The following is a 22,663-nucleotide window of genomic DNA, read 5'->3' on the forward strand; positions in this document are numbered from 1 at the left end:
GGCACGCCGCGGCACAGCCCTTCCGGACCACATGAGAACCGTGCGGGGAGCGCTTCCAATTCTTCCTGGCGCGACGGCATGCGGCAACGAACAATTGGGGCAGCCGACCGGATTCTGTGGATATGACACCGATATCCCTGCCCAGTCGGACCACTCCCGATGCCTCTCCTACCCCTGGACGGCGAGGACCAGCGGGAACACCCCCTCCGCTCCGGCCCGGCGCAGCAGCCGCGCCGACACCGCGAGCGTCCACCCGGTGTCGGACAGGTCGTCCACCAGCAGCACGGGGCCGCCGGCCGACTCGAGCGCCTGCGCCAGCTCCGGCGGCACGGTCAGCGCCTGGTGCAGCGAACGGACCCGCTGTGCGCTGTTGGCCTTCGGCAGGGGAGCCCCCGCGGACTCCGGGGCGTACTCCAGCGAGCCGAGGAATGGCATCCGGCCCACCTCCGCGATGCGCATCCCCAGCGACCGTACGAGACCGGGCCTGCGGTGCGACGGGACCACGATCACGCCCACTGGCCGTGGCGGCGCCTTCTCCTCGCCGGACGCCCAGCCGCCGGGCCCCTTCGCCCAGTCGGCCAGTACGGTCACCACCGCCGTGGCCACATCGTCCGGAACCGGGCCGTCCGGGGTCTGGTCGGCGAGCATCGGGCGGAGCCGATTGCCCCAGCCGATGTCCGAGAGGCGGCCGAGTGCCCGTCCGGGGAAGGCGACTTCGCCCTGCGGGATCCGCCCCTTGAGGTCGACGCCCACCGCGGGCAGACCGGTCGGCCACATCTTGCGCGGCTCCACCTCCACACCGGGGCGGCCGAGCTCGCCGCGCGCCGCGTCCAGGGCGCCGGCCGAGACCAGGCTGTCGAACCTGGTGCCCGCGCAGTTGTCGCAGCGTCCGCAGGGCGCCGCCTGCTCGTCGTCCAGCTGGCGGCGCAGGAACTCCATCCGGCAGCCGGTCGTCGCCGCGTAGTCCCGCATCGCCTGCTGCTCGGCCCGGCGCTGCCCGGCGACCCACTCGTACCGCTCCGCGTCGTACACCCACGGCTGCCCCGTGGACGTCCAGCCGCCCTTGGTGCGGTGCACGGCACCGTCCACGTCGAGGACCTTGAGCATCGCTTCCAACCGGGTGCGCCGCAGGTCCACCATCGGCTCCAGCGCGGGCAGGGAGAGCGGCTTCGGCGAATGCGCGAGGGCGTCGAGCGTGCGCCGTACGAGCTGCTCGGGAGGGAAGGAGACCGAGGCGAAGTACTTCCAAATCGCCTCGTCCTCCTTGCCCGGCAGCAGCAGCACCTCGGCGTGCTCCACGCCGCGGCCCGCACGGCCCACCTGCTGGTAGTAGGCGATCGGGGACGACGGCGAGCCCAGGTGCACCACGAAACCGAGGTCGGGCTTGTCGAAGCCCATGCCCAGCGCGGACGTCGCGACCAGTGCCTTGACCCGGTTGGCCAGCAAGTCGTCCTCGGCCTGCATCCGGTCGGCGTTCTCCGTGCGTCCGGTGTACGAGGTGACGGTGTGCCCGCAGTGCCGCAGGTACGTGGTGACCTCCTCGGCGGCGGCCACGGTCAGCGTGTAGATGATTCCGGAGCCGGGCAGTTCGTGGAGATGGTCCGCGAGCCAGCCCAACCGGCTCGCGGCGTCGGGGAGTTGCAGCACGTTCAGACTGAGGCTCTCCCGGTCCAGCGGGCCGCGCAGCACCAGTGCGTCCGTGCCCGCTCCCGTGCCCAGCTGTTCGGCGACGTCGGCGGTCACCCGGGAGTTGGCGGTCGCGGTGGTGGCCAGGACCGGGACGCCGGGCGGCAGTTCGGCCAGCATGGTGCGCAGCCGCCGGTAGTCGGGGCGGAAATCGTGCCCCCAGTCGGAGATGCAGTGTGCCTCGTCGACCACCAGGAGGCCGGTGGTGGCGGAGAGTTTGGGCAGTACGTTGTCGCGGAAATCCGGGTTGTTGAGGCGTTCCGGCGACACCAGGAGGACGTCGACCTCGCCCGCTGCCACCTCGGCCTGAACGGTGTCCCACTCCTCCTGGTTGGAGGAGTTGATGGTGCGCGCCCGGATGCCGGCCCGCGCGGCGGCCTCCACCTGGTTGCGCATGAGCGCGAGAAGCGGGGAGACGATCACGGTCGGACCGCTGCCCCGCGCCCGCAGCAGCGAAGTCGCCACGAAGTACACGGCGGACTTGCCCCAGCCGGTCCGCTGCACGACCAGCGCCCGGCGGCCGTCCGCGACGAGCGCCTCGATGGCCGTCCACTGGTCCTCGCGCAGCCGGGCGCTGCCGCCGGGGTCCCCGACGAGGCGGGTGAGTACGGAATCGGCCGCGGCCCGGAGCTCTGCGCGATCCGGGGTGTCTGCGGCATGTGCGGGGACCGGGGGGAAGGCGGGGTCTGGGGCGTCTGGGTGGGTCATGCCTCCATGCAACCTGATGGCACCGACATTGGGCGAACCCGACCGCCGTCCTGTGGACAAAGTTATCCACAGGGGTGGCGGGCCTGGCGGGATTCATTGGAACGTAGCGGCATGAACACGAACAGTGACGCCCATGGGGCCCGTGACACCGCCGAAGCATCCGAGAACGCCGGGGGCCACACCGCCGATTCCGCCGAGGAGCAGCAGATCACGCTCCGCGGCCCCGCCCAACTCGCCGATTCCCTCCCGTACTTGCTGGGCTTCTATCCCACCGACTCCGTGGTCATGGTGGCGCTGCACGGACCCAGCGGCAGGTTCGGCGGGCGGCTCCGGGTGGGCATTCCGAAATCCCCGCAGGAATGGGCGCCGGTCGCCGGACACCTCGCCGAGTGCCTGATGACCAACAGCGAGCGACGGGGCAGCCGCCCGGACGGCGTTCTCGTCTTCCTCTGCCAGGATCCGGCGGAGGGCCAGACCGGGAGGCAGGTGATGGAACGGCTGCGCACCTTCGCCCAGCGGTTGCGTACGGCCTGCGGAGCCCTCGATGTCCCCGTGCTCGAAGCGCTCTGCCTCTCGGACGGCCGCTTCTGGTCCTACTGCTGCCCCGACGGGCGCTGCTGCCCACCCGAAGGGACAGGCCTCGCCCTTCCCGGTACGTCGGTGATGGCGGCAGCCGCCGCGTACGCCGGCATCCAAGTCCGGGGCACACTGCGCGAGATGGAAGCCCGGCTCGAACCCCGGCCGCAGGACCCGGCCACGCTCAGCGCCCGGGTACGGGCGCTGGACAGTGCGGGCAGTGCCGTGGTCCCCAGGATTCTGAGCGACACCGGCCGCACACAGGTGGGAAGGGAGACGATCGACCTGGTCCGGGCCCTCGTCCGGCGCCTGGGGCAGGCGCCACCGGCGAGGGGGTCGTGGGCGGCGGCGGACAGCACCGATGACGATCTCATCAGCGACGAGGAGGCCGCCACTGTCATCGTCGGCATCCAGGACAGGGACACCAGGGACCACGCGGCGAAGTGGATGGAAGGACCGGAAGCGGTCCATGCGCTGCGGCTCTGGCGCGTCCTCGCCAGGCGCTGCGTCGGACCGTACGGCACCTATGCGGCGCCACCGCTCAGCCTCGCGGGCTGGGTCGCCTGGTCCACAGGCGACGAACCGGAGGCTCGTGTCGCGCTGGGGCTCGCCCTGCAGGTCGACGAGGAGTACACCTTCGCGCAACTGCTCCACCAGGCGTGCAACGAAGGCCTCGATCCGGAGGAGTTGCGCGCCTGCCTGCGCCGGGAGCGGGCCGCCCGGACAGTCGGCACGAGCGTACGTCCCGGCCCGGGGAGGGCTGGGCCGAAGCGGCCGTCTGCCCGCCCGCGAGCGGCGGTCCGTCCGCGATCGGCCGTCCGTCCGCGATCGGCCGTCCGGGCGCGGTCCGCAGTGCGCGGACGGAAGGCTGCCGGTAGCCGGGCCGCTGGTTCGTCGGCACAGGACGGACAGCGGGAGAAGCGGACCCGCGTCCGGCCCGCCGCCGGGGCGACCGGCACACGGCAGGGGCCTGCCGGGGGGCGGGGCGGGGTGCGCCGCCGCGAGACGCCGTACCGGGGGCGGCGCGGGGCGAGGAGCGGTCGGTGACGGGAACCCGGGCGATCCAGGGACGTTCAGCGCCGCCCTGGTCCGCCGTCACCGGACCAGCGGTATTCACCGGTCCCGCGGCCGTCGCCAAGCTCGCCGCCGTCACCGGGCCATCCACCGTTGCCGGGCCATCCACCTTCGCCGGGCCTGCCGCGTTCGTCATGCTCTTTGGCCGTGACCCCGTCGCCCGCGCCGCCGTTCACCTGTGTGGCGGCAGTGCACGCACCGCTTCGCCACATCCGCCGCCACCCTCCGGAGTGCAGAGAAGGCATCGCATGGCCCTCATCGTCCCGCCGTCCTCCGCAGGGCGCGGTACACCTGCGCAACCCCGCCGACCCGCACCGGCGTCCGCCTCCGCCAAAGGCGGCGCCCCGGGAGGAGGAGGCCCCGCCGAACTGCCCGCGGTCCACACGCTGATCGTCTGCGCGGACCTGCCCTCCCTGGCCATCTCCGCCGAGCACGGCCAGCTCACCGGACGCGGCCTGGAAGGCTTCTACCAGGCAGGGCGCAGGCTGCTGTCCCGTTGCGTGCTACGAGTGGCCGGCCGCGAACCGGTCCCGGTCCAGGGCCGGCTGGCCGCGGCGGACCGGGCCAGGTTCATGGCCGTGGTCCGCACACCGGGCGACGGCGGCCCAGATCCCGGCGTCGCGGTGGAGCGGATCAGGACGGCCGACGGCACCGAGCGCATCACCCTGCGCAGCTCGCTGCCCCGACCGCTGCGGATCCCGGTGGAGATCACCCTGGGCACGGATCTCGCGGACCTGGGAGCGATCGGTGCGGGCCGCCCGGGGCCCGACCTGCCCGCCAGCGTCCACGACTCCGGCATGCGCTGGACGGCGGGCGGTGCGCACGCGATGGTGACCGCGGACCCGCCGCCCGGCGACGCCCTGGCCTCGGCGGGTCTGCTGCGCTGGGAGATGGAGCTGCCTCCCGGCGGATCCCGCACCATCGAACTGCGGGTCAGGACCGAGCGCGCCGTGCGGTCCGCCGGGAAGACGGGTGGCTGCCCGCTGCCCGAGGTGAGCGCCGAGGGCGACGACCCCCGGGTGCGGGAACTGCTCCGCACGAGCGTCGACGACCTGCGGTCCCTGCTGATGCGCGACCCCGCGCATCCCTCGGACGTCTATCCGGCGGCCGGCATTCCGTGGCGCTGCGGACTCGCCCCGGCCGAGGCGCTCTGGGCGGTCCGGGCGGCGCTCCCGCTCGGCACCCGGCTGGCGGCGAACACGATGCGTACGCTGGCCCGCACCCAGGCGGGCGGCGGCGGACGCATCCCCGGCCCGTTCCGCGACGCGGGACCGCACCTGCCCGCCGGCTGTACGGGGGTGGAGGCCACCCTCGCCTTCCCCGTGGTGCTCGCCGAGGCCCGGCGCTGGGGCCTGCCCGAGCAGGACCTGGCGGAGCTGCTGCCCGCCGCCGAGCGCTGCCTGGAGTGGCTTCGTACTGCCGTGGGCGACGACGTGTACCTGCGCGACCCCGGCCCCGGCGGACTGCGGCGGGCCGAGACCCAGGCCCATGCGCACCGTGCGGCCCTGCTGGGAGCCGATCTGCTGGAGTCCTGCGGCCGTCCGGGAGCCGACGGCTGGCGCCAGTGGGCCGCCGCACTGCGCCGGGGCTTCCGCGAGGAGTTCTGGATCGACGACCGCGCGGGCGGCCGTCCGGCGGCCGCCCGCACCGCCGACGGACGCCATGTGCCCCACCTCGGCGGCACTGCCGTGCATCTGCTGGACACCGGCCTGCTGGGGGCCGGGCAACTGGCGCCCGGCCTGCTGGACAAGGTGCAGACCGAGCAGCTGGCCCGGCTGCTGGGCAGCCCGTCCATGGACTCGGGCTGGGGGCTGCGCGGTCTCGGCGCCAAGGAGGCCGCGCACAATCCGTTCGGCCACCGCAGCGGCGCCGTACGGGTGCATGAGACGGCGGTCGCGATCTCCGGACTGGCCGCCGCAGGGTACGAGAAGGAGGCCGGCTCGCTCCTGCGCGGCCTGCTGGACGCCGCAACGGCCTTCGGCCACCGCCTGCCGGAGATGTACGCGGGGGAGCAGCGCACCGCCGACAGTTCGCCGCTGCCGCACCCGGCGGCGTGCCGCCCGGCGGCGGTGTCGGCGACCGCCGGGATCCACCTGCTCGCCACGCTCGTGGGCATCCGTCCCGACGCCCCCGCGGGCACGGTCAGGCTGGCTCCGCTCAGCAGCGCCCCCCTGGGCGCGCTGCAGCTCTCCGGGCTGCGGGTCGCGGGTGAGCCCTTCGCCGCGAGGGTCAGCCGGCTCGGCCTCGGCATGGTGGAGGAGGCCGCGGACGGACTCCAGCTGGGTGTGTGACGGCACGGGACGCAACAACGAGGAGGGATCCGTGGGGACTGTTTATCGTCAGGAAGACGACTATGATCGCGGCATGTCGCCCTACGATCCGTCGGCCTTCCCGCCCTTCGCCGTCACCGTGGATCTGGCCGTGCTCACCGTGCGCCGTCACGCGCTCTGCGCCCTGGTCGTACGCCGCGGGGAGCAGCCGTTCCAAGGGCGGTGGGCGCTGCCCGGCGGTTTCGTCCGGGCCGATGAGGATCTTGCGACGGCCGCGGCCCGGGAGCTCGCCGAGGAGACCGGGCTGAACGCACTGTCCGCACCGACCGGGCACGAGCCCCTGGCCGCAGCTCCCGGCAACGGCGCCCACCTGGAACAGCTCGCCACCTACGGCGATCCCGGACGCGACCCCCGTATGAGGGTGGTCAGCGTCGCCCACCTGGCGCTCGCCCCCGACCTCCCCGCCCCCCGCGCGGGGGGCGACGCGAACAGCGCCCGCTGGGCCCCGGTGGAGGCGCTGCTCGGCCACGAGGGCGGGTTCGGCAGGGAATTCGGCAGAGAATTCGGCAGGGAATTCGGCAGGGAGGAGGAGCGGGCGGCCCCGCTCGCCTTCGACCACGGGCAGATCCTCGCGGACGGCGTCGAAAGGGCACGCTCGAAGATCGAGTACTCCTCGCTCGCCACCGCTTTCTGCCCGCCGGAGTTCACCGTCGGGGAACTGCGCCGGGTGTACGAGGCGGTGTGGGGCGTCGTCCTCGATCCCCGCAACTTCCACCGCAAGGTGACGGGCACCCCGGGGTTCCTCGTCCCCTCCGGCGGTACGACGACCCGTCAGGGCGGGCGGCCCGCACAGTTGTTCAGGGCGGGCGGGGCGACCGTACTCAACCCACCGATGCTGCGCCCCGAGGTCTGACGGCGACGGTCAGCCGGTTCTGCCCTCCTGACACCCGCAGTTCTCCTCGCTGCGCGAAAAGTCCAAAATGTCGCGTTATGTTGCTGCGGTACCCGCCTCTTCTGCATGACCCTCCCCACCTTCCGGGGAGGCGCTGCGGAAAACGCCGGAGACGCAACAGATGCGAGGGAAGCGATGCTCCAGGCCATCGGACTCACCAGTACGCCCCGCCGGGCCCGCCCGCCCGCCGTGGACGACCTGACCTTCGAGGCCCGGCCCGGCCACGTCACCGCCCTCCTCGGAGCACCCGGCTCCGGCCGGACCACCGCTCTGCGCCTCATGCTCGCGCTCGAACAGGGCCGCGGAGTCACGTACTTCAGAGGCCGCCCCCTGCACCGCATCGCCCACCCCGCACGCGAAGTGGGCGCCCTCCTCGGAGACGTGCCGGGCCACCCCGCCCGCACGGCCCGCGGCCAGCTCCGGATGCTGTGCGCCGCAGCCGGTGTACCGGCCTCGCGCGCCGACGAACTCCTCGAAGTGGTCGGCCTCGCCGGGCTCGGCAAACAGCGCCTCGGCAACCTCTCCCTCGGCATGGACCGCAGGCTGGGCCTCGCCTCCGCCCTCCTCGCCGACCCGCACACCCTGCTCCTCGACGAGCCCGCCGCCGGCCTCTCGCCCCGTGACAGCAGCTGGCTGTACGGACTCCTGCGCACCCACGCCGCACGCGGCGGCACCGTTCTGTACACCACCGGCGACCCCAAGGAGGCCGCTCGTACCGCGGACCGTGTCGTGACTCTCGAAGAGGGCCGCCTCGTCGCCGACCAGGCGGCGGCCGACTTCGCCCGCACCCGGCTGCGCCCCCGCGTCGCCGTCCGCACCCCCCAGGCTGTACGTCTGGGCGCTCTCCTGGGCAAGGAGGCGAGGGCGGGCCGCCGTTCCGTGGAGGTGGTTCCGGAGGGCGGCAATCGCCTCTCCGTCTACGGCAGCAACTGTGCGGAGATCGGCGAGACCGCCTTCCGGCACGGCGTACTCCTGCACCAACTGGCCGACGAAATCGGCGATATGGGGCCCGCTGCGTCCCTGGCGGAGCAGCCCGCGAGCCCCGGCCCCGAACGGCTGCCCGCAACCGCAACCGCAACCGCAACCGCAACCGCAACCGCATCCGAATCCGTACCGGAGCCCACCCTCGCCCCCACTCCCACTCCCACTCCCATCCCCGCCCCCTCGTCCTCGCCCTCCCACCCCGCCCGCAGTCCCCTCCGCCCCCTCCGGTACGAACTGCGCCGTGCCTTCGGCACCAGAAGCACCCTCCTGATCCTCGTCGCGGTCCTCGGTACGTCCGCCGCCCTCGCCGCCCTGCTCACGCACACGGGAGCCGCATCCCTGACCGCCCTCGCGGCCTGGCCCGGCCTCCTGCCGCTGCCCCCCGCCGCCTTCGGGGCGGGCCTGCTCGGCGCGCTCTCCTTCGGCGACGAGTTCCGCTACCCGGCGCTCGCGGCCTCGCGCGGCACCTCTCCCCGGCGCCTCGGACTGCTCCTCGCCAAGCTCACCGTTTCCGCCGGCACCGCACTGGCCCTGGCGGCCCTGACGGTCTGCGCCAACTTCCTTCTCCTGCGCCTTTTGTACGGAGGCGAGTTGACGCAGCTTCCCCCCGGTCTGACCGGCGCCGCAGCGAGTTGGGCCGCGCTGAGCGTCGGCTGCGCCTGGGCCGGACTGCTCGGTGCCGGAGTCTTCCGGGTCACCACCGCCGGGGTGGCCGCCGTCCTCGCCGTTCCCGTCGCCGTCGCACCGGCCGTGCAGCACCTGCTCACGGGCCCGGCCGCACGTTCGATGGTCGGACTCCCGAGCAGGATGCGGGAGCTGATGTGGCTCCGGCTCCCCGGTGAGGCGGACCAGTGGCTGCTCGCCGCGATGCGACTCGTGGCCCAACCGGTGGGCGTGGCCATGACGTTGTCGCTCCCTGCGCTCCTGTGTGCATATCTGCTCACGGGGCTTCGCCGCAAGGCCCGTTGGTGACCGCAACCTGACGAAGAGTCGCCGAATCGTTCACAACTCCCCTGGGAACGCCCGTTTCTTTCCGATAAGGCGTCAATTGAGGGGAGGGCGGTGATCACCCTTTCGTGTGCTTTTCACCAAAGACCTCAAGGGGCAGGGGCGTCACGCCGACAACTCATCCGTGAGTACCCTTGCGCACACCATGATGACCGCCGCCCGCACCGTCGACTCAGGTCTCGCCGGGCCTGGTGAACTCGACCGCTACCCCTACGGGGACACCCCCGGCGCCGACCGCGTCGGCCCCCTCGGCTGGGACAGTCCGGAGTCCGATCTGGGCCGGGTCGGCCGCCGCTCGGCCGGCAACCGCGGTCGCGGCCTGCACGGCCAACTCGTCCAGCAGCTCGGCCAGATGATTGTCTCGGGCGACCTCGGCGCCGACCGCCCGCTCGTGCCCGAGGAGATCGGCCAGCGCTTCGAGGTCTCCCGCACGGTCGTCCGTGAGTCGCTGCGCGTGCTTGAGGCCAAGGGCCTGGTCAGCGCCCGTCCCAATGTGGGTACCCGCGTCCGCCCGGTCAGTGACTGGAATCTGCTCGACCCCGACATCATCGAGTGGCGCGCCTTCGGACCCCAGCGCGACGACCAGCGGCGCGAACTCGCCGAGCTGCGCTGGACGATCGAGCCGCTTGCGGCCCGCCTCGCCGCCGGGCACGGCCGCGAGGACGTACAGCAGCGCCTCTGCGACATGGTCGAGATCATGGGACACGCGCTCGCCCAGGGCGACTCCCTCACCTTCTCCAGGGCCGATGCCGAGTTCCACTCGCTGCTCATCCAGCTCGCGGGAAACCGGATGCTGGAGCACCTGTCGGGCATCGTCTCCGCGGCCCTTCACGTGTCCGGTGGCCCGATCGTCGGCTGTGACCGCCCCACCGACGCCTCTCTTTCCCACCACGCCCGGATCGCCGACGCCCTCGCCGCCGGAGACCGTTCGGGTGCGGAGTCCGCTATGCGTCAACTCCTCACCGTGCACCCGGAAGTGGACCGCGTCGTCCCCGCGCCCCGCGAGCACTGACGGCACGTCACCCCCTGAAATGCCACCGCCCCGAAGGGCGTACGGAACCCGTGTCGCCGGACCCCTCCCTCGGGTTCGGCGACACGATTGTGGGCACCCGTCCCTTGTGTGGGAGTTCGTTGTGAATCGGTTGTGACTCGGGCCACGAAGTCGGGGCGTAACACTCCTGGGGATCCCGCGATGACCTAAGAGGTGAGAGCCGGAGAGGGAAAGCGGATGTCGCTCGCGGCTCCGTGGACGGTCCCAGGCTTTTTGCCCGGTCCGCCGGTACATCCCCAGCCGGTGGTCGTCGGCTCAGGCCCTCACGGGCGGGGCCGGGCGCCATTTCCATCGTTCCGAGAGGTTCTTCGTGTCGGCCAGCACATCCCGTACGCTCCCGCCGGAGATCGCCGATTCCGAGTCCGTGTTGGCGCTCATCGAGCGGGGAAAGGCTGAGGGGCAGATCGCCGGTGACGACGTGCGTCGGGCGTTCGATGCCGACCGGATTCCGCCGACCCAGTGGAAGAACGTCCTGCGCAGCCTCAATCAGATCCTTGAGGAAGAGGGTGTGACGCTGATGGTTACTGCTGCGGAGCCGCCCCCGCGGGCCCGCAAGAGCGCCCCGTCGAACAGCCCGGCCAAGCGGACCGTACCCCGGACCTTCGCGGCAAGTACCGCCGCCCCCAGGACGGTTGCGGCCGCAGCGGCTCCGGTCGCCGACTCCCTGGACGTCACCGACTCTGTGGACGTCACGGACTCTGTGGGCGTCGCCGACTCCATGGACGTCGTCGCCGACGAGAGCGGCGCCGTGCCCGCCAAGAAGGCCGCCGTGAAGAAGGCGTCGGCCAAGAAGGCCACGGCGAAGACCGCCGCCAGGAAGACGGCGGCGAAGAAGGCCGTGGCGAAGAGGGGCGAGGCGGCCGACGGCGACGAGCAGGCCGAGGGGACGCGGGCCGGGGCGGGTGAGGAGGAAGAGGCCGGTGAGGCTGGTGAAGCCGGTGAGTCAAAGGGCTTCGTCCTCTCCGACGACGACGAGGACGACGCGCCCGCGCAGCAGGTAGTGGTCGCGGGTGCCACCGCCGACCCGGTCAAGGACTACCTCAAGCAGATCGGCAAGGTCCCCCTCCTCAACGCGGAGCAGGAGGTCGAGCTCGCCAAGCGCATCGAGGCCGGCCTGTTCGCCGAGGACAAACTGGCGAACTCCGACAAGCTCGCCCCCAAGCTCAAGCGCGAGCTGGAGATGATCGTCCAGGACGGCGGCCGCGCCAAGAACCACCTCCTGGAGGCCAACCTCCGTCTCGTCGTCTCCCTCGCCAAGCGCTACACCGGCCGCGGCATGCTGTTCCTGGACCTGATCCAGGAGGGCAACCTCGGACTGATCCGTGCCGTCGAGAAGTTCGACTACACCAAGGGCTACAAGTTCTCGACGTACGCGACGTGGTGGATCCGGCAGGCGATCACCCGTGCCATGGCCGACCAGGCCCGCACCATCCGTATCCCGGTGCACATGGTCGAGGTCATCAACAAGCTGGCCCGTGTGCAACGCCAGATGCTCCAGGACCTGGGCCGCGAGCCCACCCCGGAGGAGCTGGCCAAGGAACTCGACATGACCCCCGAGAAGGTCGTCGAGGTCCAGAAGTACGGCCGCGAGCCGATCTCCCTGCACACCCCGCTGGGCGAGGACGGCGACAGCGAGTTCGGTGACCTCATCGAGGACTCGGAAGCAGTCGTTCCGGCCGACGCGGTCAGCTTCACGCTCCTCCAGGAGCAACTGCACTCGGTCCTCGACACCCTCTCCGAGCGCGAGGCGGGCGTCGTCTCCATGCGCTTCGGCCTCACGGACGGCCAGCCCAAGACGCTCGACGAGATCGGCAAAGTCTACGGCGTGACGCGTGAGCGCATCCGCCAGATCGAGTCCAAGACAATGTCGAAGCTGCGCCACCCGTCGCGCTCGCAGGTGCTGCGCGACTACCTGGACTGATCCCGGCCGGTTGTTCTTCCCCGGGCCCGGATTCCTCCCGTACGAGCTGTGCGCGTCGTACGGCAGGAACCCGGGCCCGTCGCATGCGCGGGTGCGGGGTGGTGGGGGCTGCGTGACTCTGGGTGTGCGGAGTTCACCCCTGAGTCAGGAGGACGCATGCGTCGACCCATCACCCGATCACTGACGGGGGCCCTCGCCCTGACCGCTGCAGTAGTGGTGGCGCCCCTGGCGGCGCCAGGACCGGCCGTCGCCGACAGCGTGGTCATAGGCGGCCAGACCGTCCGGGTGGCAGACAGCCCGTGGGCGGTGGCCCTGTCCAGCCGTGACCGGTTCGGGGGTATGCGGGCGGGACAGTTCTGCGGGGGAGTGGTGGTGGCGCCGACCAAGGTGGTGACGGCTGCGCACTGCCTGGGCCGGGACGTGCTCGGGGTGCCGCTGAACGACATGCGCGACTTGAAGGTCATCGCCGGCCGCGGAGAGCTGCGGGGACCGGGCGGGCGGGAGATCGCCGTGCGCAGGACCTGGGTCAACCCGTCGTACGACCCGCTGTCGAACGCCGGGGACGTGGCCGTGCTGACCCTGGCCGTCCCGCTTCCCGAGCACTACGTGATCAGGATCGCGGCCGAGGGCAGCCGCCTGGAGAGGCCGGGGACGGCCGCCACCGTCTACGGCTGGGGCGACACCACCGGCGGCGGGGAGTACGCGACCGCTCTGAAGTCCGCACCGGTGCGGGTGCTGCCCGACGCCGCGTGCGCGAAGGCGTACCCCGGGAATCTGGACGGAAAGTATCTGCCGGCCACGATGCTCTGCGCAGGGGACCCGGAGGGCGGCCACGACGCCTGCCAGGGGGACAGTGGCGGGCCGCTGGTGGCCAGGGGGCGGCTGATCGGGCTGGTGTCCTGGGGGAGCGGCTGCGGGCAGGCGGAGAGCCCCGGGGTGTACACCCGGATCTCGGTGCTGGCGCAGACGCTGGAGGAGGAGGACTGAGCAGCCCCCGGCGGGGCTGAGCGGCGGCTGTGTCGCCCGGCGCGGCGTTCCCGGCATCCATGGCTGTGGTGGGGCCGTCGCGCTGTCTGAGGGGCGATGAGGGGCATCGTCCTGTTCGCGGGCGTACGAGGAGGTGCGTATGGGTTCAGGCGTACGGATGCGTGCGTACGGGGCCAGTGCCCGCATGCGTACGCCGGGAGGTCCGCGCGCATGGCCTGAGGGGCCCAGCTCTGTGTGTGCGGACCCAGCTCTGTGTGTGCGGGCCCAGGAAGCCGTAGGAGGTCCGGGGGAAGCGCACGAGAACGGGCGGCTTCCCCCGCACACCCGGGGGAAGCCGCCCGTCGACCGGCCTGGCGCCGGTCCTTGGCTCGTCGTGGACGCTCTTAGGGCGTCAGTGTTCGTCGTCCTCCGAGGACGAGGGTGAGACCGTCAGCCGGTCCGTCTCGTCCTGTATTTCCGCGGCGATCTTCTTGAGCTCAGGCTCGAACTTGCGACCGTGGTGGGCGCAGAAGAGCAGTTCGCCGCCGCTGGCCAGGAGAACGCGCAGGTAGGCCTGGGCGCCGCAGCGGTCGCATCGGTCAGCGGCCGTCAGGGGGCTCGCGGGGGTCAGAACAGTAGTCACGTCGCCTCTTCTCTAGCTCGACGAGCTGTCGTACCAGGGTCAACATCCAACCAGGCCGAAAACGTTCCCGCTCGTGGCTTTTCCTTGAAACTTCTTCCGAAGGTCTTCCGGAGTGGTTGTCTGTTGCCGGTTGGCGGCGAATGAGCCGTATTGCGTCGCTTTACGGTTTCGCGTTGCTGGATTGTCTTGGTCGGAGTCCGACCGGCTGGATTGCCGGCTTGTTCATGAGGACGTGCCCGGAGCCTAAATGGTTCATGCCCGGAAGGGAACGTGACATGTGCTTCACTCCAACGAGGGATCGAACACCTGTACGTAACTGGACTAGCATGAGTTTTCCCGAGGGTGGCGTGACAACCGCTCTACCAGGCCCCGTTACCCTCTGAGCGGCGACTGACGCCGACCCCGTACCCCATCGGGGCCCATTTGAAATTCAGCGAGGAGCGAACCGCGTGACCGCCGATACGACCGTCCCGTCCACCGCACTGCTGAGCGGCGCGGACCGTGACGGTTCCAACTACACCGCGCGGCACCTGCTCGTCCTCGAAGGTCTTGAGGCGGTCCGCAAGCGCCCCGGCATGTACATCGGGTCCACCGACAGCCGCGGTCTGATGCACTGCCTCTGGGAGATCATCGACAACTCCGTCGACGAGGCCCTCGGCGGCTACTGCGACCGCATCGAAGTGATCCTGCACGAGGACGGCTCGGTCGAGGTCCAGGACAACGGCCGCGGCATCCCGGTCGACGTCGAGCCCAAGACGGGGCTCTCAGGCGTCGAGGTCGTCATGACCAAGCTGCACGCCGGCGGCAAGTTCGGCGGCGGCTCCTACGCCGCCTCCGGCGGCCTGCACGGCGTGGGCGCCTCCGTGGTGAACGCGCTCTCCGCCCGCCTGGACATCGAGGTCGACCGCAGCGTCACGCACTCGATCAGCTTCCGCCGCGGTGTCCCCGGCATCTTCACCGAGCCGGGACCCGACGCTCCCTTCGACCCGGGCAACGGACTCAGGAAGGGCAAGCGGGTCCCCAAGGGCCGCACCGGCACCCGCGTGCGCTACTGGGCGGACCGGCAGATCTTCCTCAAGGACGCCAAGCTCAACCTGGACACGCTCTACCAGCGCGCCCGCCAGACCGCCTTCCTGGTCCCCGGCCTCACCATCGTCGTCCGCGACGAGCGGGACCTGGAGGGCGTCGGCAAGAGCGAGGAGACGTTCCGCTTCGACGGCGGCATCAGCGAGTTCTGCGAGTACCTCGCGCAGGACAAGGCGATCTGCGACGTCATGCGGCTCAGCGGGACCGGCACCTTCAAGGAGACCGTCCCGGTCCTCGACGACCGCGGCCACATGACGCCCACCGAGGTCACCCGCGAACTGGCCGTGGACATCGCGCTGCGCTGGGGCACCGGGTACGACACCACGGTCAAGTCCTTCGTCAACATCATCGCCACCCCCAAGGGCGGCACCCACATCTCCGGCTTCGAGCGCTCCCTCACCAAGACGGTGAACGAGTCGCTCCGCTCGGCCAAGCTGCTGCGCGTCGCCGAGGACGACGTCGTCAAGGACGACGCCATGGAGGGCCTCACGGCGGTGGTCACGGTGCGGCTCGCGGAGCCGCAGTTCGAGGGCCAGACCAAGGAGGTCCTCGGTACCTCCGCCGCCACCCGCATCGTCGCCAACGTGGTCGCCAAGGAGCTCAAGGGCTTCCTGACGTCCACCAAGCGCGACGGCAAGGCGCAGTCGCGCTCGGTGATGGAGAAGATCGTCGCCGCCGCGCGGACCCGCATCGCGGCCCGCCAGCACAAGGACGCGCAGCGCCGGAAGACGGCCCTGGAGTCGTCCTCGCTGCCGGCCAAGCTGGCCGACTGCCGCAGCGACGACGTGGAGCGCAGCGAGCTCTTCATCGTCGAGGGGGACTCCGCGCTGGGCACGGCCAAGCTCGCCCGGAACTCCGAGTTCCAGGCGCTGCTGCCGATCCGGGGCAAGATCCTCAACGTTCAGAAGGCGTCCGTCTCGGACATGCTGAAGAACGCCGAGTGCGGCGCGATCATCCAGGTCATAGGAGCGGGGTCCGGCCGGACCTTCGACATCGACGCGGCGCGGTACGGCAAGATCGTGCTCCTCGTCGACGCCGACGTCGACGGCGCGCACATCCGCATCCTGCTGCTCACGCTCTTCCAGCGGTACATGCGTCCGATGGTGGAGGCGGGACGGGTGTTCGCCGCGGTTCCGCCCCTGCACCGGATCGAACTGGTCCAGCCCAAGAAGGGCCAGGACAAGTACGTCTACACGTACTCGGACAACGAACTGCGCCAGACCCTGCTGGAGTTCCAGCGCAAGAACGTCCGGTACAAGGACGACATCCAGCGCTACAAGGGCCTCGGCGAGATGGACGCGGACCAGCTGGCGGAGACCACGCTGGACCCCCGCTTCCGTACGCTGCGGCGGATCAACATCGGCGATCTGGAAGCCGCGGAGCAGGTCTTCGACCTTCTGATGGGCAACGAGGTCGCGCCTCGCAAGGAGTTCATCACCAGCGCCGCGGCCACGCTGGACAGGTCCCGCATCGACGCCTGACCTGCACGATGTCCAGGTAGCGGCACCGGAGTCAACCCGTGGGTGGAGCGAAAAGCTCCACCCACACTCCGATCCGGGACACCCGGCCGATCCGTAATGTCGATGGCATGGGATCGCAGACGACGCAGTCGAGCGGCGGATTGACCGCCTGGCCCTCCGAGGAGGACCTGTCGCGACTCGGGGTGCCCCGGGTGCGGATGGTGATCGACATCGTCCTGTGGCTCGGGGTGGGCGTCTGGATCCTCTGGGGGGCGTACGCGTCCCGGGTGTTCGGCGGGGCGGCCGCAGCGGTGCCGCCGCTCGCACTGGTGGCCGTCACGGGGGCGGCCGAGCTGTACGACCGGCAGACCCAGAGGCACCGCCTGCTGCCCTCGCTCGGGGTGCTCGGCGCGGTGACGCTGCTGGCCACCGGGGCGTACGTGGTGGGGGCGCCCCACCCGGGGGCCATCCTGCTGATCATCTGCGGGGTGCAGGCCACGGTGCGACTGCCGCTGGCGGTCGGTCTGCCGACGGGCGCGGTGATCGTCAGCCTGCACGCGGTGTTGGGCGAAGTGAGCGTCAGGGAGCAGGCGGTGGTGAGCTGCGGGGTCCTGGCCATCGGGTACATGCTGCGGCTGGACGCCCAGGCGCGTGGCTCGGGCTTCCGGCTCCTTGCCCAGGAGCGGGCCGCCCGCGCGGCCGAGGCCGAGTCGGCGGCCCTCGCCGAACGGGCCCGAATAGCCAGGGAGATACACGACGTCCTGGCACACAGCCTCTCCGCGCAGATGGTGCACCTGGAGGCGGCCCGGCTGCTGATCGAGCGGGAGCCGCAGGGCGCATTCCGTGACGGAGTGCTGGAACGGGTCGTCGCGGCGCGCGGGATGGCCCGCGAGGGGCTCGCAGAGACCCGTCAGGCGCTCTCCGCGCTCCGCGGGGACATGGCGCCCGTCGAGGACTATCTGCGGGAGCTGGGGGCCGTGGAGCGGGCCGAGGTCCAAGTGTCGGGGGAGCGGCGGAAATTGACCGTGGACGCCTCGCAGGCGGTGCGACGGGTGGCGCAGGAGGCCCTCACCAACGTCCGCAAACACGCCCCGGGGGCCGAGGTCCGGATCCTGCTCGCGTACGCACCGGGCGAAGTCGCCCTGGAGGTACGGGACTCGGGTCGGCCCGACGCGCGCGGCGAGCTGGCCGCCACGGGGGCCGGGTACGGTCTGCTGGGAATGCGGGAGCGGGCGGAACTGCTCGGGGGCACGCTGGAGGCGGGCCAGGAGGGGAAGGGGTTCGTGGTGAGGCTGCGGATGCCGGTGTGAACGGGAACGAGGGCGTGACGGGCAGAGCGGTGCGGGTGCTGGTCGTCGACGACCAGGCGATGGTGCGCGAGGGCATCGTGCTGCTGCTTGGGCTGCTGCCGGGTATCGAGGTCGTCGGCTCGGCGGGGGACGGCGAGGAGGCCGTCGCACTGGTCGCCGTACACACGCCCGACGTGGTCCTGATGGACCTGCGGATGCCCCGCTGCGACGGGGTGGAGGCGACCCGGCGGATCCGCGACCGGCACCCCTCGACGCAGATCGTGGTGCTCACGACGTACGCCGACGACGACTGGCTCTTCCCCGCTCTGCGGGCCGGTGCCCGCGGCTACCTCACCAAGGACGCCGGCGGCGAGGAGATCGTACGGGCGGTGCAGGACGTGATGTCGGGGCAGGCCGGGCTGTCGCCGGGCGTGCAGCGGCGTCTCCTCGACAGGGTCACCGCGCCCGAGCCGCAGGCACCCGGCCCCGACGAGCTTCCCGACGGGCTCACCCCGAGGGAGGCCGAGGTGCTGGTGCTGATCGCGGAGGGGCTGCCGAACGGGGAGATCGCGCGGGCCCTGTGCATCGGTCCGGCCACGGTGAAGACGCACATCAACAACCTCTTTGCGAAGACCGGCGTGCGCGACCGCGCGCAGGCCGTGCGGTACGCCTACCGGCAGGGCCTCGCCAGGCCGCCCACGGCGGGCGCACCAAGTACGGGCGTCACCTAATGGGGTGAAGAGAGGGGATTGCCGATCCGGGGATCTCTCCGGTCTGCCCATCCTTGGGCGCGCGGACCAATCCGGCCGCGGACAAGGAGAGTTGTTCCGTGGAGAAGCACGAAGGGCGCGACGCCGCAGCAATTCGGTTCGACGACCCGTGGTACAACGCGCTCGCCTCCGGCTGGGGTGAACTGGACGGGACGGGCGCCCCGGCGCACACGGCGCCGCCCGCGCCCGCCGTGCCGGAGCACGAACAGCCGGAGCGCGAACAGAGCGCGGCCGAGATCTACCTGGAGGTGCAGCGCAGTGCCGCCTTCCAGGAAGTGCGCCGTCGTTACCGGCGGTTCGTCGTCCCCGCGACCCTCGCCTTCCTCGCCTGGTATGTCGCCTACGTCGTCGCCGCGACCACCGCACCCGAGCTGATGGCCCGTCCGGTCGCAGGGGCGGTCAATGTCGCCATGGTCGCCGGGCTCGGGCAGTTCCTCTCCACCTTCGTGCTGACCTGGGCGTACGCCCGGCACGCCAGACTCCGCCGGGACCGGGCCGCGCTCGAACTACGCTGGGACACCCAGGAGTTGACCAGACTGACCATGCCGTCCGGACAGGCCGGATCGTCTGGACAGTTCGGACCTACCGGGCAGTTCGGACCGACCGGGGGGTCCGGAAGGTGAACGAAGGCCACCAGACACTGGCGCTGCTGCTGTTCAGCGCGTTCGTCGCGACGACCCTGGCGATCACCACCTGGGTCAGCCGCAACCGGCACGGCTCGGCCGAGGAGTTCTATGTCGGCGGACGGCTGTTCTCGCCCATGGAGAACGGTTTCGCCATCGCCGGCGACTACATGTCCGCCGCGTCCTTCCTCGGCATCTCCGGCCTTATCGCCCTCTACGGGTATGACGGCATGCTCTACTCCGTCGGCTTCCTGGTGGCCTGGCTCGTCGTGCTGTTCCTCGTCGCCGAACTGGTCCGCAACTGCGGCCGGTTCACCCTCGCCGACGTGGTCGTCGCCCGGATGCGGGAGCGCCCCGTGCGGATCGCGGCGGGAACTTCCTCGGTGACCGTGTCCGTTCTCTATCTGGTGGCCCAGATGGTCGGCGCGGGCTCTCTCGTCGGCCTGCTGCTCGGCGGCAGCAGCGGGGCCGCCCAGACCTGGACGGTCATCGGCGTCGGCGCGCTGATGGTGATCTATGTGACGCTGGGAGGGATGCGGGCCACCACCTGGATCCAGATCGTGAAGGCCGTGCTGCTGATGGCCGGTGCGCTCACCCTCACCGTGCTCGTCCTGGTGCGCTTCCACGGCGACTTCAACCAGCTGCTGACCGCCGCCGCCGACCGCAGCGGCCACGGCAAGGACTTCCTCGCCCCCGGTCTCAGGTACGGCGGGGACTGGACCGCGCGCTTCGACTTCATCAGCCTCGGTCTCGCCCTGGTCCTGGGCACGGCGGGCCTGCCGCACATCCTGTCGCGCTTCTACACCGTGCCCACCGCGCGGGCCGCCCGCCGCTCGGTGGTCTGGTCGATCGGGCTCATCGGCAGCTTCTACCTGATGACCATCGTGCTCGGCTTCGGCGCGGCGGCCGTCCTCGGCTCCGACCGGGTACGGGCGTCGAACGCCGCGGGGAATACGGCGGTTCCGCTGCTCGCCCACGACCTGGGCGGCGGCGCGGGTTCCACTGGCGGAACGGTTCTCTTCGCCGTGGTCGCGGCTGTCGCCTTCGCCACCATCCTTGCCGTCGTCGCGGGCATCACCCTGGCCTCGTCCGCCTCCGTCGCCCACGACCTCTACGCGTCGCTGCGAAGCAAGAGCAAGCGCGCCAAGCAGTACAGCGAGGTCGCGGTCGCCCGGGTCGCCGCGGGCGGCATCGGAGTGGTGGCCATCGCCCTGGGCCTGCTCGCCCGCGACCTGAACGTGGCGTTCCTGGTGGGCCTGGCCTTCGCCGTAGCGGCCTCCGCGAATCTGCCTGTGCTGCTCTACTCGCTGTTCTGGCGCGGCTTCACGACCCGTGGGGCGGTCTGGTCGGTGTACGGGGGGCTGATTCCGGCTGTGCTGCTCGTGGTGCTCTCGCCGGTCGTGTCCGGGAGTGCGGAATCGCTCTTCCCGGGCGCCGACTTCCAGTTCTTCCCGCTGCAGAACCCGGGCCTCGTCTCGATTCCGCTGGGCTTCCTGGCGGGCTGGCTGGGGACCGTCACCTCGTCCGAGCCGGCGGACGAGGCCAAGCACGCCGAGACGGAGGTGCGGTCCCTGACGGGGGCGGGGGCGGTGTGAGACACTCCGCTCCCGTGCCAGGCCTTCGGCCGCGCGTCCTCACACGCCGGAGGGGCTGGAGGTGCCCGGCTCCGCCAGGCCCTCCGGCAGTACGACCGTGAACTCGGCGCCTCCGCCCGGCGCTTCCCCCACCCGCGCGCTCCCGCCCTGCCGCTCGGCCAGCCTCCGTACCATCGCCAGGCCCAGCCCGCGCTTGCCGTGCGCGGGCAGCGCCTTCGTCGACCAGCCCTCCGTGAAGATCAGCTCCCGCTGCGCGGGCTCCACCCCGGGACCGCTGTCCGTCACCCGCAGTACGACCTCCCGCCCCCGCGCGTGCAGCGCGACCTCGACGAACGCACCCGGCGAACCGGCCGCGGCGTCCAGCGCGTTGTCCACCAGATTGCCGACCACCGTCACCAGCCCGCGCGGATCCACCAGCCGGTCCGGCAGCAGCGTGCCTTCCGCCGGCCGCAGCACCACCGCACGCTCCGCCGCGACCGTCGCCTTCCCGACCAGCAGCGCGGCCAGCAGCGGGTCGTGAATGCGCTCCGTGAACTGCTCGGACGTGGCCCGGTGCACTCCGGCCACCTCCGTCACGAAGTCGACAGCCTCCTCGTACATCTCCAGTTCGAGCAGTCCCAGGAGGGTGTGCAGACGGTTGGCGTGCTCGTGGTCCTGGGCGCGCAGGGCGTCGATCAGCCCGTGGGTGGAGTCGAGCTCCCGGCCCAGCTGCTCCAGCTCGGTGCGGTCGCGCAGGGTGGCCACCGCACCGCCGTCGTCCGTCGGCATCCGGTTGGCGACCAGCACCCGCGGCCCCCGTACGGTCAGCAGGTCCTCGCCCGACACCCGGCCCGCCAGCACGTCGGCGGTGCGTCCTGCGCCCAGCACCTCGTCCAGCGGGCGCCCGGTCGCCTCGCCGCCCACTCCGAGCAGCCGCTGTGCCTCGTCGTTGATCAGCCGCACCCTGCCCGCGGAGTCGAGCGCCACGACGCCCTCCCGGATGCCGTGCAGCATCGCCTCGCGCTCCGTGAGCAGCGCCGCGATGTCGGAGAAGGCCAGGTCGTGGACCTGCCTCTGGAGCCTGCGGGAGATGAGGTACGCGGCGAGGGCGCCCACCGCGAGTGCTCCGCCCGCGTACGCGAGGAGCCCGGGGATCGCCGCGAGGAGCCGTCCACGCACCGTGTCGTACTCGATGCCGACCGAGACGGCCCCGACGATCCGGCCGCGCAGATCGCGCAGCGGGACCTTGCCGCGGGCGGAGCGGCCGAGCGTACCGCTGTCGATCTCCATCACCTCGCGCCCCGCGAGGGCGTCGCTCGGGTCGGTCGAGACGACCCGGCCGATCTGCGAGGTCGCGGTGTGCGACCAGCGGACTCCGCGCCGGTCCATGATCACTACGTACTCGGCGCCGGTAGCCCGCCGGATCCGTTCGGCCTCGCTCTGCACGGGGCCGCCGGGTTCGGCGGGGGAACCGAGCAGCGCGTCGGCGATGCGGGGCGACGCGGTGGTCTGGGCGATGGCCAGTGCCCTCCGCATCGCCTGGTCGTCGAGCTGCGCGCCGAGCGGGGCGAGGAAGAGCCCGGTGGCGAGGACGGTGACGCCGGTGGCGATGGCCAGCTGCATCAGGAGGAACTGGGAGACCACACGCTGGGGCCAGGTGATGCGCATGGGGGAACGTTAGGTCACGGTGGGTGCCGGCCCCGTGCCGGATGCTGTGGGCCTTGCGGGGCCGGGTCTCGACGCGGGTTACGCGGCCGGGATGTCCGCCTTGGCCCTGATGAGCGTCTCCCTGGTGATGACAACGATCCGCTCGTAGTCGGCTCGGCGCGCATCGGCGGGCAGAAGATGTTCGAGCGTGTCGGTCGAGTCCGTTCCGATGACGGCGAAGTCGCCGTCGCTCAGCTCGAAGATGTCTGGGCAGGTCTGGCCGGACATGCTGCCCCGGGCTCTGGGGGAGACGCCAATTCGGCGAACGATTTCCACATTGTTCAACGTAGATCCATTTGTTCCTGGGCACTCGCT

Annotated in this window: 16 protein-coding genes; 12 read left to right on the forward strand and 4 right to left on the reverse strand. The window is 71.5% G+C overall.

Annotated features, from left to right (window positions below; all coding sequences use genetic code 11):
* Window positions 1-168 precede the first annotated feature (168 nt).
* A complete protein-coding gene (locus AB0D18_RS34830; RefSeq protein WP_362428042.1) occupies window positions 169-2,394 on the reverse strand; it encodes a RecQ family ATP-dependent DNA helicase in 2,226 nt (741 codons plus the stop codon).
* Window positions 2,395-2,505: 111 nt separating this feature from the next.
* Here AB0D18_RS34830 and AB0D18_RS34835 point away from each other — a divergent pair, with 111 nt between their 5' ends.
* The 7 genes from AB0D18_RS34835 to AB0D18_RS34865 all read left to right on the forward strand — a co-directional run bounded on the left by AB0D18_RS34835 (window position 2,506) and on the right by AB0D18_RS34865 (window position 13,217).
* Window positions 2,506-4,017 (forward strand): DUF4192 domain-containing protein, encoded by a 1,512-nt coding sequence (locus tag AB0D18_RS34835; RefSeq protein ID WP_362428045.1) that lies wholly within the window; start codon window positions 2,506-2,508, stop codon window positions 4,015-4,017.
* A 275-nt stretch (window positions 4,018-4,292) separates the two neighbouring features.
* Window positions 4,293-6,335, forward strand: coding sequence for a glycogen debranching N-terminal domain-containing protein (locus AB0D18_RS34840; RefSeq protein WP_362428047.1), 2,043 nt, complete (start codon window positions 4,293-4,295; stop codon window positions 6,333-6,335).
* A 73-nt stretch (window positions 6,336-6,408) separates the two neighbouring features.
* Window positions 6,409-7,227 carry an NUDIX domain-containing protein gene (locus AB0D18_RS34845; RefSeq protein ID WP_362428050.1) on the forward strand — a complete coding sequence of 273 codons (819 nt, stop codon included), beginning with the start codon at window positions 6,409-6,411 and terminating at the stop codon, window positions 7,225-7,227.
* Between the two features lie 174 nt (window positions 7,228-7,401).
* Window positions 7,402-9,222 (forward strand): ATP-binding cassette domain-containing protein, encoded by a 1,821-nt coding sequence (locus tag AB0D18_RS34850; protein ID WP_362428053.1) that lies wholly within the window; start codon window positions 7,402-7,404, stop codon window positions 9,220-9,222.
* A gap of 160 nt (window positions 9,223-9,382) precedes the next feature.
* Window positions 9,383-10,270, forward strand: coding sequence for a FadR/GntR family transcriptional regulator (locus AB0D18_RS34855; protein ID WP_362428056.1), 888 nt, complete (start codon window positions 9,383-9,385; stop codon window positions 10,268-10,270).
* A 349-nt stretch (window positions 10,271-10,619) separates the two neighbouring features.
* Window positions 10,620-12,230 (forward strand): RNA polymerase sigma factor, encoded by a 1,611-nt coding sequence (locus AB0D18_RS34860; RefSeq protein ID WP_362428059.1) that lies wholly within the window; start codon window positions 10,620-10,622, stop codon window positions 12,228-12,230.
* A 156-nt stretch (window positions 12,231-12,386) separates the two neighbouring features.
* Window positions 12,387-13,217, forward strand: a complete 831-nt coding sequence (locus AB0D18_RS34865; protein WP_362428062.1) for a serine protease — start codon at window positions 12,387-12,389, stop codon at window positions 13,215-13,217.
* Window positions 13,218-13,608: 391 nt separating this feature from the next.
* On the opposite strand, the gene AB0D18_RS34870 is transcribed toward AB0D18_RS34865, so the two are convergent.
* The gene (locus AB0D18_RS34870) at window positions 13,609-13,839 is read right to left on the reverse strand and encodes a hypothetical protein (RefSeq protein WP_362428065.1); all 231 of its coding nucleotides are present in this window, start codon (window positions 13,837-13,839) and stop codon (window positions 13,609-13,611) included.
* 449 nt (window positions 13,840-14,288) lie between these two features.
* Between AB0D18_RS34870 and AB0D18_RS34875 the strand changes: the two genes are divergently transcribed.
* The 5 genes from AB0D18_RS34875 to AB0D18_RS34895 all read left to right on the forward strand — a co-directional run bounded on the left by AB0D18_RS34875 (window position 14,289) and on the right by AB0D18_RS34895 (window position 20,662).
* Window positions 14,289-16,406 carry a DNA topoisomerase IV subunit B gene (locus tag AB0D18_RS34875; RefSeq protein ID WP_362428067.1) on the forward strand — a complete coding sequence of 706 codons (2,118 nt, stop codon included), beginning with the start codon at window positions 14,289-14,291 and terminating at the stop codon, window positions 16,404-16,406.
* Between the two features lie 107 nt (window positions 16,407-16,513).
* Window positions 16,514-17,695 carry a histidine kinase gene (locus AB0D18_RS34880; RefSeq protein ID WP_362428069.1) on the forward strand — a complete coding sequence of 394 codons (1,182 nt, stop codon included), beginning with the start codon at window positions 16,514-16,516 and terminating at the stop codon, window positions 17,693-17,695.
* Window positions 17,692-18,405 carry a response regulator transcription factor gene (locus AB0D18_RS34885; RefSeq protein WP_362428071.1) on the forward strand — a complete coding sequence of 238 codons (714 nt, stop codon included), beginning with the start codon at window positions 17,692-17,694 and terminating at the stop codon, window positions 18,403-18,405. Before AB0D18_RS34880 ends, AB0D18_RS34885 begins: the two co-directional genes overlap by 4 nt.
* A gap of 98 nt (window positions 18,406-18,503) precedes the next feature.
* Window positions 18,504-19,067, forward strand: coding sequence for a DUF485 domain-containing protein (locus AB0D18_RS34890; protein ID WP_362428074.1), 564 nt, complete (start codon window positions 18,504-18,506; stop codon window positions 19,065-19,067).
* Entirely contained in the window at window positions 19,064-20,662 is a 1,599-nt protein-coding gene (locus AB0D18_RS34895; protein ID WP_362428077.1) for a cation acetate symporter, read from the forward strand. Before AB0D18_RS34890 ends, AB0D18_RS34895 begins: the two co-directional genes overlap by 4 nt.
* Before the next feature lie 39 nt (window positions 20,663-20,701).
* Here the strand turns inward: AB0D18_RS34895 and AB0D18_RS34900 are convergent, their stop codons facing one another.
* Window positions 20,702-22,309: a sensor histidine kinase gene (locus AB0D18_RS34900; RefSeq protein WP_362428080.1), complete on the reverse strand. Its 1,608-nt coding sequence runs from the start codon at window positions 22,307-22,309 to the stop codon at window positions 20,702-20,704.
* Window positions 22,310-22,387: 78 nt separating this feature from the next.
* Complete coding sequence (locus AB0D18_RS34905; protein ID WP_362428083.1) at window positions 22,388-22,624, reverse strand: hypothetical protein; 237 nt, start codon at window positions 22,622-22,624, stop codon at window positions 22,388-22,390.
* Window positions 22,625-22,663 lie beyond the last annotated feature (39 nt).

Origin of the sequence: Streptomyces sp. NPDC048442 (assembly GCF_040651475.1) — a bacterium.
Lineage (GTDB): Bacteria > Actinomycetota > Actinomycetes > Streptomycetales > Streptomycetaceae > Streptomyces.

Coding starts and splice junctions, on each gene's coding strand:
- AB0D18_RS34830 (WP_362428042.1), bottom strand. CDS start 2,394: ATGACCCACCCAGACGCCCCAGACCCCGCCTTCCCCCCGGTCCCCGCA.
- AB0D18_RS34835 (WP_362428045.1), top strand. CDS start 2,506: ATGAACACGAACAGTGACGCCCATGGGGCCCGTGACACCGCCGAAGCA.
- AB0D18_RS34840 (WP_362428047.1), top strand. CDS start 4,293: ATGGCCCTCATCGTCCCGCCGTCCTCCGCAGGGCGCGGTACACCTGCG.
- AB0D18_RS34845 (WP_362428050.1), top strand. CDS start 6,409: ATGTCGCCCTACGATCCGTCGGCCTTCCCGCCCTTCGCCGTCACCGTG.
- AB0D18_RS34850 (WP_362428053.1), top strand. CDS start 7,402: ATGCTCCAGGCCATCGGACTCACCAGTACGCCCCGCCGGGCCCGCCCG.
- AB0D18_RS34865 (WP_362428062.1), top strand. CDS start 12,387: ATGCGTCGACCCATCACCCGATCACTGACGGGGGCCCTCGCCCTGACC.
- AB0D18_RS34880 (WP_362428069.1), top strand. CDS start 16,514: ATGGGATCGCAGACGACGCAGTCGAGCGGCGGATTGACCGCCTGGCCC.
- AB0D18_RS34900 (WP_362428080.1), bottom strand. CDS start 22,309: ATGCGCATCACCTGGCCCCAGCGTGTGGTCTCCCAGTTCCTCCTGATG.